This window comes from Halomonas sp. 11-S5 (assembly GCF_029889825.1).
Lineage (GTDB): Bacteria > Pseudomonadota > Gammaproteobacteria > Pseudomonadales > Halomonadaceae > Halomonas.
The window spans coordinates 26,405-38,877 of the sequence record NZ_JARANW010000032.1; the positions used below are offsets into that span (position 1 = coordinate 26,405).

Here is a 12,473-nt window from a genome sequence, read left to right on the forward strand (position 1 = left end):
CCATGTCAGCGAGACCGGGAGCGCGACGGCATGGGATAGCGGAACTTGAGGAACTTTTGGGCGTTGCTCAACACCTGGAAGGCATCCTTGAGGTTGTGGCGCTCGGTGTCGGAGACGTTCTCCGGGTCGATGTTGTTGTCCGCTACCCGATCGTGCTCGATAGAAATCATGTGGTGGCGGATCCGCGACATCGAGAGAAACTCGAGGGCATAGCGCAGCTTCTGGTTCACCCCCGGGGCCAGCAGCTGGGTCCGGTCGATATCGTCGAGCCGCGCGAAGCTGTTCTGGGCCCGCGACCCGCAGGCCAGGGCATGCACCCGGATCAGGTCCGTCATCGGTGCGGTGCCGCGGCGCTTGAGGTTGATGGAGTTGTTGTGCTTGCCGTCCTTCTCCATCACGAAGGTCCGGAAGAAGCCCAGCGGCGGGGTGCGGTTCAGGGCATTGCGGGCCATGGCAGCCAGGAACAGCGGGCTCTTGGGGGCCCGGCTGGCCACCAGATCCTGGAGCTGTTCGACGAAGGCATTCTCGCCGTGCACGGCGTCCAGGTCGAAGAAGATCGAGCTGTGCAGCAGGCGCTCCGGAGAGGGGTGATCGATCCAGTCCTGGAAGTACCGCTTCCACACCGAGAGGGGCTGGCGCCAGCGGGCGTTGGTGGCCATGATATCGCCCTTGCAGTAGGGGTAGCCGCAGGCATCCAGGCCGTCGCTGACCCGCTGGGCCAGCGTCAGGAAGTAGGCGTCATGCTGGGCCGCGTCGAAGTCGTCGGCGAGCACCAGGGCGTTGTCCTGGTCGGTGACGATGGACTGCTCGTTGCGCGCCATCGAGCCCAGCGCCATGAAGCAGTAGCCCACCGGCGGGGGGCCCAGCTCCTCCTCAGCCAGTTCCAGCAGCCGGCGCGTGAAGCTGCGGCCGATGGTAGAGAGTGCACTGCCCACCATGCTTGAGTCGGCCCCTTCCCCGACCATGCGCACGAAGGCGGCACGCACGTCGGGTGCCAGCCGCGCCAGGCCATCGACGCTGGACTGGTGGAAGATGTTGCTCACCAGGTAGAGGCTGCTGCCGGTCTCGTAGCGGATGATGTCGGAGAGGTGCACGATGCCCACGGGATGGCGACGGTGCATCACCGGCAGGTGATGGATATTGTTGCGCAGCATGCACAGCATCGCCTCGTGCACCGACTCGTCGGACTGGATGGCGATCAGGCGGGGACCGATCACCTCCCCCACCGGCGTCTCGGGGGGGCGCCCTTCGGCCACCACCTGCTTGCGGAAGTCGCTGTCGGTGAGAATGCCCTGCACCTGCCAGTGGCGATCCTGGCTGTCGCGGAAGGTATAGCGGGGGGTATCGCCGGGGGCGTCGAGCACCAGCACCGCCGAGGCGCCGGAGTTCGTGATCTGGCGGGCGGCCTCCTGCACCGTAGTGCTGGCCTCGACCATCACCGGGTAGCGGGTCAGCAGCTTGCGCACCCGGGTGATCATCATGTCGCTGTTCTTCTTGTCATCCTTGACCGTCGACTCGAGGCGCGGGCGCTCGAGCTCGACGAAATCGGCGAAGTTGTCGTCGACCTCGCAGAGCCGCTGGAAGATGGACTCGGGGATGAAGTAGATCAAGCTGTCTTCCATGGCCCGAGCCGGGAAGCGAGCACGATGATTCCGCAGCAGGCTGAAGTGGCCGAAGATGTCGCCCTCTCCCAGGCGATTGTAGAGTTCACCACCGCGGCGGTAGACCTCCACGGCTCCGCTGCGGATGTAGCAGAATTCATGGACCTCCTGATCGAGCACCAGGATGTCACTGCCGGCCTTGAAGTAGGCCACTTCGATACTGCCTGCCACCTTGTCGAGCAGCTCGTCGGAGAGCCCGTCGAAGGGCGGAAAGCGTCCCAGGTGCTGGCGGATCTCAAGCAGTTCCACGTCCATGTCCTTGCTCCCGCCCGTTCATGTCTGGCCAACATTCTGGAATGGCCTGCCGGCGCTGTAAAGCAGGGCCGAGCCCGACGGGAGCGAACCCCTGCCCACGGCTTCTCGGTACGAATGCCATGACCGAGACCCGTCACGAAAAAGGCCACCCCATGGCATTCACGGGGCGGCCTTTCGGTGGCCTAAGGAACAGCCACTCTGCGGTGGACTGGTGTTACGAGTTCTGGCCGTCGCTAGCGGCGCTGGCCTTGGCCATTTCCTGAACACGCTGCATCAGTTCCGGGTCCTGCTGAATGGCCTGGCCGATGGCGTTGAAGGTATCCACCTCGAGACCGCTGTTCTGAACGGCCTTGACCATCTCATCGTTGGCCTCCTTGCGGACGTCCTGCTGGGCCTGCTTATCCTCTGCCGCCTGCAGCTGCTGGGTGTACTCCTGAGAGATCACGGCGATCTCCTGAGAGGCGTCGGCAAACTGCTGCAGCTGCTGGTCGGAGAAGTCCTGGGCCGGGGCAGTCGCCTGCGGCTGCTCTGCGTTGTTCGCCGCAGCGTCGTCATCCTGCTCGGCCTGCGCTTGGGTGGCAGCGAGGCCGAGGGAGAGCAATGCGGCCGAGAACAGTGCAGTCATCCGTTGCATGAATACCTCCAGGGTGTTGCGTTATGAATGTGCCACCCTGTGACGCCCGGCGTCGCGGCGAGTTCACAGAGTGTTGTAACGGGTTGTAAGAAAAGGCGCTCCCCTTCAAGGAGCGCCTTCGATACCTCATCGGATCTAGCGCCTGACGTCAACCATAGGCCAGGTTGGGCAACCAGGTCACCAGCGCCGGGAAGAGGATCACCAACAGCAATCCCACCGCCTGGATGCCCAGGAAGGGGAAGGAGGAGCGGAAGATCTGCGCCATGGTGATATGCGGTGGACAGACGCCCTTGATGTAGAACAGCGCATAGCCGAACGGCGGGCTGAGGAAGGACATCTGCATGTTGACCAGGTAGATGACGCCGAACCACAGCGAGACATCGGCCGGGTCGACCCCGGGCAGGCCGAACACGCCGTTGAAGCTCAGGCCCTGGATCAAGGGAACGAATATCGGCACGGCCAGCAGCAGGATGCCGACCCAGTCGAGGAACATCCCCAACGCCACCAGCAGCACCATCATCAGCATCAGCACCGCATAGGGACCAAGGCCAGCGCCGGAGATCAGCTCCTGCACGAAGCTCTGACCACCCTGCAGGATATAGAAGCCGACGAAGATGCTGGCACCGAAGATGATCCACATCACCATCGCCGAAGCCACCAGGGTGGTCATGCAGGCGGCATGGAGGTTGGGCCACGTCAGGCGCCGGTGCATCGCCGCCACGATCAGCGAGCCGAAGGTGCCGATGCCGGCCGCTTCCACCGGGGTGGCAATGCCGGTAAAGATGACGCCCAGCACCAGGATCACCAGCACGATGGGCGCCAGCATGTTGCGCAGCAGCCGCAGCTTCTCCTTCATGTCGACCCGGTCCTCGACCGGCATCGGCGGCGCCATATTGATGTTCAGGGTGCCACGCAGCCAGCAGTAGAAACCGTACATGAAGGCCAGCATCAGGCCGGGGATCAGCGAGCCGAGGTAGAGCTCACCGACCGACTGCTGGGCAATCACGCCGTAGATGATCGCCAGAATCGACGGCGGGATCAGGATGCCCAGGGTCCCGCCGGCCATGATCGAGCCAATGGCGATCTCCGGGTCGTAGTTGCGCTTGAGCATCGCCGGCAGGGCGATCAGGCCCATGGTCACCACCGCGGCGCCGATCACGCCGACCATGGCGGCCAGCAGGGTCGAGGCGATGACGGTGGCGATGGCCAGCCCCGCCTTGAGGCCGCCCATCCACTTGTAGACGACATCGAACAGCTCCTCGATGATGCCGGCTTTCTCCAGCACCGACGCCATGAAGATGAACAGCGGGATGGCTGAGAGCTGGTAGTTGGTCATCATCGGGAAGATGCGCGAGGGCATCAGGTTGAGCATGGCCTGGTCGCCGATCAGATAGAGAAAGGCCACCCCCAGGCCGCCGGTAACGAAGGCCAGCGGTAGGCCCGCCACCAGAACCACCATCAGCGAGCCGAACATCACCAGCGTCAGGGCACCGATGCCAACGGAGCCGAGGCTGTGCTCGAGGCTGCCCGCCAGGCTGTCGTAGTCGGTCACCGCGATGTTGATCATCTCGAAGACCATCCAGGCCGCCAGCACGAAGGCGATGATCAGCAACACGCGGGCGAAGGTCCGACTACCGGCATGCAGGCGCCAGTGGTAGCGATACGCCTGGGCGTCACGTACCAGCTGGCCGAACCCCTGGAGCAGCAGCAACAGCGCACCGAAGAACATCATGAACTTCACCGGATAGAACTCGATGGCCCACTCGGTGAAGGAGGTCTCGTTGGCGTAACTGGTACCGAAGAAGAACTGGTCACTCACCGACTGGGAGAAGAACTTCCAGCCGGTCGTCAGCAGCGCGATGGTGAAGATGAAGAAGAACACCGAGGTCACCAGGTCCAGCGCCGCCTTGTTCAGGGGCTTGGCCCGCTGGTAGAGGATGTCGACACGCACATGCCCCCCCTCGCGCAGGGCATAAGCCCCGGCCACCAGATACTGCATGCCGAACATCAGGGTCATCGACTCATGGACCCAGTTGGTCGGCGAGTTGAAGGCGTAGCGCACCAGCACTTCGTAGGCGAAGGCGAAGGGGGCGATCAGCGCCCAGTAGGCCACATAGCGGCCGGAAAACCCGGAAACACGGTCGACAATGGTGGTGAACAGGTTGCCGGGTGGCTGGTAGCCAACCTCGACCTCCTCGCCGGCGGGCACTTCGGCGGTATCACCGCCATCGATGGTGCCACCGCGCCGGAAGCTGCGGTTGACGAAGAACATCACCACCAGCGGCAGCAACAGCAGCACCGACCAGTAGAGCCAGTGCGGAAGAACGAAATCAATCTCAAGATTCATGGATACTCCTCCGCGACACCATCACCTCCCGGCGATGGCAACGGAACATCGAGTCGACGGGATGCGGGATTAGTAGTGGTCACTCTACCCAAGCCGGGTGCTGCGGCCCGCAGGCAGCAACACCCGGCATGGTAGAGCAGGTCAGCTTACAGGTTGAGCTCGTAGTCCTTGATGTCTTCCGGCGTGATCAGCGCCACGGCCGGGTCCATCATGGTGTCGAGGTGTGCCTTGAACAGGCGCGCGGCGTCCTTGTCCTTGTTGGCCCACTTGAACCACAGCGGCACGGCAACCTCGCGGAAGCGGTCGGCGTCGTTCTCCGTGAGGTGGATGACCTCGACACCCTTCTCCTTGTACTTCGGCCAGGCCTCGGCGTTGGCCTTCTGGATTGCCGCGTAGTGCTCGCGGGAATAGGCGGCCACCAGGTCGTGCATCAGGTCCTGGACATGAGGAGACATGCGCTCGAACACACGACGGTTGACGGAGATGTCCATGAGGTCGACGGCCTGGTGCAGGCAGGGCGTGGAGGGCGGCCCCATGATGATGTAGTCGGCGACCTGCCAGAAGCCCAGCTCGAAGTTGTTGGCCGCGCCGGTATAGTCGGCCGCGTCGATGGTGCCCTTCTCCAGGGCCGGATACACCTCGGAGCCCGGCAGCAGGGTGGTACGGGCGCCGGCGGCGGCGAAGGTCTCGGCGACGATGCCGCCCGGCATACGAAGCTTGACCCCCTTGAAGTCGTCGAAGCTGCGCAGCGGCTTCTTGGAGTGGATCAGGTTCATGTCATGGTGAACATAGCCCAGCAGCTCCTGGCCCTGCTTGCGGTACAGGTCCTTGGCGATGTCGAAGCCGCCGTAGGCGCCGAACATGATGTCCCACTGATGGGGCATCGACAGGCCCATCGGGTAGGCGGTCAGGAACACGCCGGCGGGCATCTTGCCCGGCCAGTAGACGGTGAACCAGTTCTGGCCGTCGAGCACGCCGTTACGTACGGCATCGGCGACTTCGAAGGCACCGGCCACGGCACCGGCGGGGAAGGGCTCGATGGTCACCTCACCGCTGGTGGCCTCCGCCACCCCCTTGGCCCACTGCTCGAAGATGCGATAGCCCGGCGTTCCTGGCGGCCAGGAGGACTGCATGCGGATACGGATGCCTTCCTGCGCCTGGACGTTGCCGACCCAGGGGGCCGCCACGGCCGCCGCCGACCCGACGGCCGCCGCCTTCAGGAAGTTACGCCGGCTCGGGGTCTTGAACTCCTTGAGGACTTTCGTGTTGTCGTTGTCGTTGTCGACGGATGAGATGCTTGACGGCTGCTTGTCGTCTTGCATGGCATGGTCTCCTGGTTGGGTAGCGAGCCCGCACTCGTGGGCGGGCATCAACGGGATCTTGTTGTTTTCTTCCCTGTGCCATCTCGCGTGCCAACTCATCCTGATGATCGGCCGGCACACACGACCCGCCATCCTTAGGGGCCTCCGGGAAGATTCCACTTATCTGGAAACGTCTTCCATAGCGAAAGTTAGCGAAAACCCCACCCCCGGCCAATAGCGACTTTCAACGCAAGGCCACTTCAACCATTGGTCAGACCATGGACACTCTGAATCCAACATCCTGTTCATGCTGGCAAAATCATGGTCTGACCAATTTTCCGTCGCGGGAACGCCTACGACCAAAGCACGAGCCGCGAGAGTGGCATCCGGTGCGCCTGACCGCGATGATGCCACCACCCCCTGACCTTGGAAGCCTTTGCCATGACATCGGAACGTCACCACCAGGCCTGGCTGGCCACCATGCCCGTCCTCTTCGTGGCGCTGTGGAGCACCGGCTTCATCGGCGCCAAGTTCGGCCTGCCCCATGCCGAGCCCTTCACCTTCCTGTTCGTGCGCTTCGTGCTGACCCTGGCCCTGCTGGTGCCGCTGGTCGTGCTGCTGCGGGGCGGCTGGCCACAGGGGCCGCAGCTGTGGGGACACATCGCGGTATCCGGCCTGCTGGTTCACGGTGCCTACCTGGGCGGGGTCTTCTATGGCATCTACCAGGGCATGCCGGCGGGGCTGGCCGCCCTGCTGGTAGGGCTGCAGCCCCTGCTGACCGCTGGGCTCGCCGGCCCCCTGCTGGGTGAGCGGCTGGGGCGCCTGCAGTGGCTAGGACTGGTGATGGGACTCGCCGGCATTGCCCTGGTGCTGGGCGGCAAGCTCGACCCGGGCGAGATGCTGTTCCGGGGGTTCGGCCTCGGGGCGGTGGCCAGCGTGCTGGTGGCACTGGTCGGCATCTCGCTGGGCACCCTCTACCAGAAGCGTTTCTGCACCGGCATGCCGCTGCTCTCCGGCACCGTGGTGCAATATCTCGGCGCCGGGACGCTGCTGGGACTGGGCGCGCTGCTGTTCGAGACCCGGCAGATCGACTGGGCGCCCACCTTCCTGCTGACCCTGGCCTGGCTGGTGCTGGTGCTCTCCATCTCCGCCATCCTGCTGCTGATGGCGCTGATCAAGCGCGGCGAGGCCTCGCGGGTAGCTAGTCTCTTCTACCTGGTCCCGCCGGTGACGGCGCTGGAGGCGTGGTGGCTGTTCGACGAGCGCCTGCCGCCCCTGTCGCTCGCTGGCATGGCCATCGCCATCGCCGGCGTGGTGCTGGTGGTGCGAAGCGGCCCTCAGAGCCGCTCGAGATAGCCGGTGCCGCCGAGGTTGCGCATCTGCTGGCGGATCCAGGCGCTGCGTCGCTCCACCAGGGGGCCGGGGCGCGCCGCATCACGGCCACGGGGATCGGGCAGGATCGCCGCCAGGCGGCTGGCCTGAGCCTCGCTGAGCTGGCCCGCGGAGACGCCGAAGTAGTGGCGTGAGGCGGCCTCGAGGCCGAACACCCCGCTGTCCCACTCGACGATGTTGAGGTAGACCTCGAGGATGCGCTGCTTGGGCCACAGCGCCTCGATCAGCAGGGTGAACCAGGCCTCCAGCCCCTTGCGCACCCAGCTGCGCCCGGTCCACAGGAAGAGGTTCTTGGCGGTTTGTTGGCTGATGGTGCTGGCCCCTCGCAGGCGACCGCCGTTGCGGCTGGCCTCCCAGGCCCGGCGCATCTCGCCGAGGTCGAAGCCGTGATGTAACGGGAAGCGCTGGTCCTCGGCAGCGATCACCGCCAGCTTGGCGTGGTCGGAAAGGCGTTGCCAGGGCTGCCACTGGTGGCGGATGTCGAGGGACTCCCCGGCGACCCAGGACTGGACCTTGCGCTCCACCATCACCATGGAGCCGAAGACCGGTACCACGCGAAGCAGCAGCACCAGCAACAGGGAACACACCACGAAGCCCAGCACGGTGCGCCACAGCACCCGCCAGGCCATCTGCCACCACTCCCTCATCACGCCCCCTGCTCGGCCATGGGCTCCCCTCGCCCCGTCCTGAATACCCGCCAGTATAACGACGCTGCCTCCCCGAAGGGAGGCAGCCTGTCATACTGGCGAGCTCCTGCGCCCGATCAGCGCTTGTTCAGTCGCTCGGCATGGTAGCGCAGGTGATCCTCGATGAAGCTGGCGATGAAGAAGTAGCTGTGGTCATAGCCCGGCTGGCGCCGCAGGGTCAGCGGGTGGTCGTGCTCGGCGCACACCGCCTCCAGCCGCTCGGGGCAGAGCTGCTCCTCCAGGAAGTCGTCGGCCTCGCCCTGGTCGATGAACAGCGGCTGGCTCGAGGCCCCGCGGGCCACCAGCTCGCAGGTATCGTACTGGGTCCAGAGGCCGCGGTCCTCCCCCAGGTAGCCGGAGAAGGCCTTCTGCCCCCAGGGGCACTCGCTGGGATTGACGACCGGCGCGAAGGCCGACACCGAGCGGTAGTGACCGGGACGACGCAGCGCCATCACCAGGGCGCCATGCCCACCCATGGAGTGGCCGCTGATCGACTCGCGGCCGTTGACCGGGAAGTGCTGGCGCACCACCGAGGGCAGCTCCTCGGCCACGTAGTCGTACATGCGATAGTGCTTCTTCCAGGGCTCCCGGGTGGCATTGACATAGAAGCCGGCCCCGCTGCCGAAGTCGTAGCTGTCATCTTCGCCCGGCAGGTCGGTGCCCCGCGGGCTGGTGTCCGGGCAGACGATGGCCATGCCGAGCTCGGCGGCGACCCGATGGGCGCCGGCCTTCTGCATGAAATTCTCGTCGGTGCAGGTCAGCCCGGAGAGCCACCAGAGCAGCGGTACCCGCCCGGCCTCGGCCTGAGGGGGCAGATAGATGGAGAAGGTCATCTCGCAGTCCAGTGCCCGGGAGCGGTGGCGATAGCGCTTGTGCCAGCCACCGAAGCTCTTGTTGGCCGAGACCAGCTCGATGTGTTCGGTCATGGTCATGGGTCAGGCTCCTGAAGGCTCAGTAGTGGAGGACGGTGCGGATGCTCTCGCCCCGGTGCAGCAGCTCGAAGGCCTCGTTGATCTTCTCGAAGGGCATGTCGTGGGTGATGAAGTCATCGATGTTGATCTCCCCGTTCATGTAGCGCTCCACGTAGCCCGGCAACTCGGTGCGCCCCTTCACCCCGCCGAAGGCGGAGCCCTTCCAGACTCGGCCGGTGACCAGCTGGAACGGCCGCGTGCTGATCTCCTCGCCGGCACCGGCCACGCCGATGATCACCGACTCGCCCCAGCCCTTGTGGCAGCACTCCAGCGCCGAGCGCATCACGTTGACGTTGCCGATGCACTCGAAGGAGTAATCGACGCCGCCATCGGTCAGCTCGACGATCACCTGCTGGATGGGGTCGCTGTAGTCCTTGGGGTTGACGACGTCGGTGGCACCGAACTGCTCGGCCAGCGTGAACTTCTCCGGATTGACGTCGATGGCGATGATCCGCGCGGCCTTGGCCATCACCGCGCCCTGGATCACCGCCAGGCCGATGGCGCCCAGGCCGAAGACGGCCACGGTACTGCCCGGCTCCACCTTGGCGGTGTTCATCACCGCGCCGATGCCGGTGGTCACCCCGCAGCCCAGCAGGCAGATCTTGTCCATCGGCGCCGCCTTGGAGACCACGGCCAGCGAGACCTCGGGCAGCACGGTGTATTCGCTGAAGGTGGAGGTGCCCATGTAGTGATGCAGCATCTTGCCGTCCAGCGAGAAGCGCGAGGTGCCATCCGGCATCACGCCCTTGCCCTGGGTGGCGCGCACCGCGCTGCACAGGTTGGTCTTGCCCGAGAGGCAGAACTTGCACTGGCCGCACTCGGCGGTATAGAGCGGGATGACGTGGTCCCCGGGCTGGACGCTGGTGACGCCCTCGCCCACTTCCTGGACGACGCCGGCCCCCTCGTGGCCCAGCACCGCCGGAAAATTGCCCTCCGGGTCGGCACCGGAGAGGGTATAGGCGTCGGTATGGCAGACGCTGGTCGCGGCGATCTTCACCAGCACCTCGCCGGCCTTGGGGCCCTCGACGTCGATCTCGACCAGTTCCAGGGGCTTGCCGGCTTCCATGGCGACGGCGGCGCGTGACTTCATGGCTTCGTTCTCCTTGGGGATGTAATGAGCCTGACGACAGTTTAGGCAATTCGGTGCCTCGGGTTAAGCTCCCGCGACCCCCATCAATTGCTGCGCCTGCCTCACTGCGCACCAAGAAGACGGGCGCCCCGCGGGGCGCCCGATGGCGTTACGGCCACTTGGGCCTACTTGAAGTTCTTTTTCACCATCTTCTGGATCTCGCCGACGATGCCGCTGCGAAAGCTCAGCACGCAGACCACGAAGATCAGGCCGAGGATCACGCTCACCCAGTTGCCCAGCGGCGACTGCGCCAGCTGGGTCTGCAGGCTGACCACCAGGCCGGCGCCCATCAGCGGGCCGAACAGGGTGCCGACCCCACCCAGCAGGGTCATCAGGATCACCTCGCCGGACATGTGCCAGTGGGCGTCGGTCAACGAGGCCAGCTGGAAGACCACCGTCTTGGTCGAGCCCGCCAGTCCCGCCAGCCCGGCGGAGAGCACGAAGGCCACCAGCTTGTAGGCATCCACGTTGTAGCCCAGGGAGACCGCCCGCGGCTCGTTCTCGCGGATCGCCTTGAGCACCTGGCCGAAGGGCGAATGCACGGTGCGCTGGATGATCGCGAAGCCGATCACGAAGACCGCCAACACGAAGTAATACATGTTGAGGTTGTCGGCGAGGCTGATCAGCCCGAACAGCTCGCCGCGCGGCACGCCGTGCAGGCCGTCCTCGCCGCCGGTGAAGGGCGCCTGGATGAAGAAGAAGAACATCATCTGCGCCAGCGCCAGGGTCACCATGGCGAAATAGATCCCCTGGCGGCGGATCGACAGCACCCCGAAGAGGGTGCCGAGCACCACGGCGGCGAGGGTGCCAATCAGGATGCCCATCTCCGGGGTCAGCCCCGGGTAACTGGCCAGCATGATGCCGGTGAAATAGCCGCCGGTGGCCAGAAAGGCGGCGTGCCCGAAGGAGAGCAGGCCAGCATAGCCGAGCAGCAGGTTGAAAGCGCAGGCGAACAGCGCGAAGCACAGCACCTTCATCAAAAACACCGGGTAGATGGCGAGCGGCGCCAGCAGACCGATCACGATCAGCACCAGGTAGAGGCCATTGCGACGCAGCCGGGCGTTGCGCTGCCGCTGCATGGCGGGGGTCAGGTGGTGGGTGGTGGCCATCACGTCATGCCTCCTTGCCGAAGAGTCCCGCGGGGCGCATCAGCAGCACCAGGATCATCACCAGGAAGATCACGGTGTTGGCCGCCTCGGGGTAGTAGACCTTGGTGAGGCCCTCGATCAGGCCCATGGCCAGGCCGGTGAGAATGGCCCCCAGGATGGAGCCCATGCCGCCGATCACCACCACGGCGAAGACCACGATCAAGAGGCTCGAGCCCATGGTCGGCGACACCGGATACAGCGGGGCGGCCAGCACCCCGGCGAAGGCGGCCAGCGCCACGCCGAAGCCGTAGGTCAGGGTGATCAGTTGTGGCACGTTGACGCCGAAGGCCTGCATCAGCGCCGGATTCTCGGTGCCGGCGCGCAGGTAGGCACCCAGGCGGGTGCGCTCGATGATGAACCAGGTGCCCAGGCAGACCACCAGCGCCGCCACCAGCACCCAGGCACGGTAGATGGGCAGGAACATGAAGCCCAGGTTGACGCCGCCCTGCAGCGCCGCCGGTGTCGGGTAGCTCGAGCCCGACACCCCGAAGAAATTGATCAGGGTACCCTCGAAGATCAGGGCCAGGCCGAAGGTGAGCAGCAGCCCGTAGAGATGGTCGAGATGGGCGATACGCCGCAGGATCAGGCGTTCGATCACCATGCCCAGTCCGCCCACCACGAGGGGCACCAGCAGCAGCGCTGCCCAGTAGTTGAGCCCCAGGTATTGCAGGCCCATCAGCGCGGCGAACGCCCCCAGCATGTACTGGGCGCCGTGGGCGAAGTTGACGATCTTCAGCAGGCCGAAGATCACCGCCAGCCCCAGGCTGAGCAGCGCATAGAAGGCACCGTTGATCAGGCCCAGCATCAGCTGGCCCATGAACACCATCACCGGCACCCCGAAAATCATCGTCATGTCATGGACCTCCCGTTAGAGGGGCGGCGGCCGAGGCCGCCGCCGAGTCAGGTTCCACTCAGTTGTTGTACCGCGTGCACTGGGTGGCCGAGCGCG

General features: G+C 65.2%; 10 protein-coding genes. 1 reads left to right on the forward strand and 9 read right to left on the reverse strand.

All coding sequences use genetic code 11. From position 1 onward, the window contains the following. Positions 1–5: 5 nt before the first annotated feature. The 4 genes from OP497_RS16085 to dctP all read right to left on the reverse strand — a co-directional run bounded on the left by OP497_RS16085 (position 6) and on the right by dctP (position 6,219). On the reverse strand, positions 6–1,916 hold the full coding sequence (locus OP497_RS16085; protein ID WP_280550216.1) for a DUF294 nucleotidyltransferase-like domain-containing protein: 1,911 nt from the start codon (positions 1,914–1,916) through the stop codon (positions 6–8). Between the two features lie 214 nt (positions 1,917–2,130). Beyond that, entirely contained in the window at positions 2,131–2,550 is a 420-nt protein-coding gene (locus OP497_RS16090; RefSeq protein WP_280550218.1) for a DUF4168 domain-containing protein, read from the reverse strand. A gap of 148 nt (positions 2,551–2,698) precedes the next feature. Further along, a complete protein-coding gene (locus OP497_RS16095; RefSeq protein ID WP_280550220.1) occupies positions 2,699–4,897 on the reverse strand; it encodes a TRAP transporter large permease subunit in 2,199 nt (732 codons plus the stop codon). A gap of 146 nt (positions 4,898–5,043) precedes the next feature. After that, entirely contained in the window at positions 5,044–6,219 is a 1,176-nt protein-coding gene (dctP, locus tag OP497_RS16100; RefSeq protein ID WP_280550222.1) for a TRAP transporter substrate-binding protein DctP, read from the reverse strand. Positions 6,220–6,639: 420 nt separating this feature from the next. Here dctP and OP497_RS16105 point away from each other — a divergent pair, with 420 nt between their 5' ends. Beyond that, positions 6,640–7,554, forward strand: a complete 915-nt coding sequence (locus OP497_RS16105) for a DMT family transporter (protein WP_280550224.1) — start codon at positions 6,640–6,642, stop codon at positions 7,552–7,554. On the opposite strand, the gene mtgA is transcribed toward OP497_RS16105, so the two are convergent. From mtgA to OP497_RS16130, 5 genes are all read right to left on the reverse strand, one after another. Beyond that, positions 7,536–8,237 carry a monofunctional biosynthetic peptidoglycan transglycosylase gene (mtgA, locus tag OP497_RS16110; RefSeq protein ID WP_280550226.1) on the reverse strand — a complete coding sequence of 234 codons (702 nt, stop codon included), beginning with the start codon at positions 8,235–8,237 and terminating at the stop codon, positions 7,536–7,538. The genes OP497_RS16105 and mtgA overlap by 19 nt on opposite strands. A 116-nt stretch (positions 8,238–8,353) precedes the next feature. Beyond that, entirely contained in the window at positions 8,354–9,208 is an 855-nt protein-coding gene (gene fghA / locus OP497_RS16115; RefSeq protein WP_280550228.1) for an S-formylglutathione hydrolase, read from the reverse strand. Positions 9,209–9,227: 19 nt separating this feature from the next. Then, complete coding sequence (locus tag OP497_RS16120) at positions 9,228–10,337, reverse strand: S-(hydroxymethyl)glutathione dehydrogenase/class III alcohol dehydrogenase (RefSeq protein WP_280550229.1); 1,110 nt, start codon at positions 10,335–10,337, stop codon at positions 9,228–9,230. A 164-nt stretch (positions 10,338–10,501) separates the two neighbouring features. Further along, the gene (locus tag OP497_RS16125) at positions 10,502–11,485 is read right to left on the reverse strand and encodes a branched-chain amino acid ABC transporter permease (RefSeq protein WP_280550236.1); all 984 of its coding nucleotides are present in this window, start codon (positions 11,483–11,485) and stop codon (positions 10,502–10,504) included. A gap of 4 nt (positions 11,486–11,489) precedes the next feature. Then, positions 11,490–12,377 (reverse strand): branched-chain amino acid ABC transporter permease, encoded by an 888-nt coding sequence (locus OP497_RS16130; RefSeq protein ID WP_280550230.1) that lies wholly within the window; start codon positions 12,375–12,377, stop codon positions 11,490–11,492. Positions 12,378–12,473 lie beyond the last annotated feature (96 nt).

Excerpts from the sequence above, each read along its gene's own strand:
- OP497_RS16085 (WP_280550216.1), bottom strand. The coding sequence starts at position 1,916 with ATGGACGTGGAACTGCTTGAGATCCGCCAGCACCTGGGACGCTTTCCG.
- OP497_RS16090 (WP_280550218.1), bottom strand. The coding sequence starts at position 2,550 with ATGCAACGGATGACTGCACTGTTCTCGGCCGCATTGCTCTCCCTCGGC.
- OP497_RS16095 (WP_280550220.1), bottom strand. The coding sequence starts at position 4,897 with ATGAATCTTGAGATTGATTTCGTTCTTCCGCACTGGCTCTACTGGTCG.
- dctP (WP_280550222.1), bottom strand. The coding sequence starts at position 6,219 with ATGCAAGACGACAAGCAGCCGTCAAGCATCTCATCCGTCGACAACGAC.
- OP497_RS16105 (WP_280550224.1), top strand. The coding sequence starts at position 6,640 with ATGACATCGGAACGTCACCACCAGGCCTGGCTGGCCACCATGCCCGTC.
- mtgA (WP_280550226.1), bottom strand. The coding sequence starts at position 8,237 with ATGAGGGAGTGGTGGCAGATGGCCTGGCGGGTGCTGTGGCGCACCGTG.
- fghA (WP_280550228.1), bottom strand. The coding sequence starts at position 9,208 with ATGACCATGACCGAACACATCGAGCTGGTCTCGGCCAACAAGAGCTTC.
- OP497_RS16120 (WP_280550229.1), bottom strand. The coding sequence starts at position 10,337 with ATGAAGTCACGCGCCGCCGTCGCCATGGAAGCCGGCAAGCCCCTGGAA.
- OP497_RS16125 (WP_280550236.1), bottom strand. The coding sequence starts at position 11,485 with ATGGCCACCACCCACCACCTGACCCCCGCCATGCAGCGGCAGCGCAAC.
- OP497_RS16130 (WP_280550230.1), bottom strand. The coding sequence starts at position 12,377 with ATGACGATGATTTTCGGGGTGCCGGTGATGGTGTTCATGGGCCAGCTG.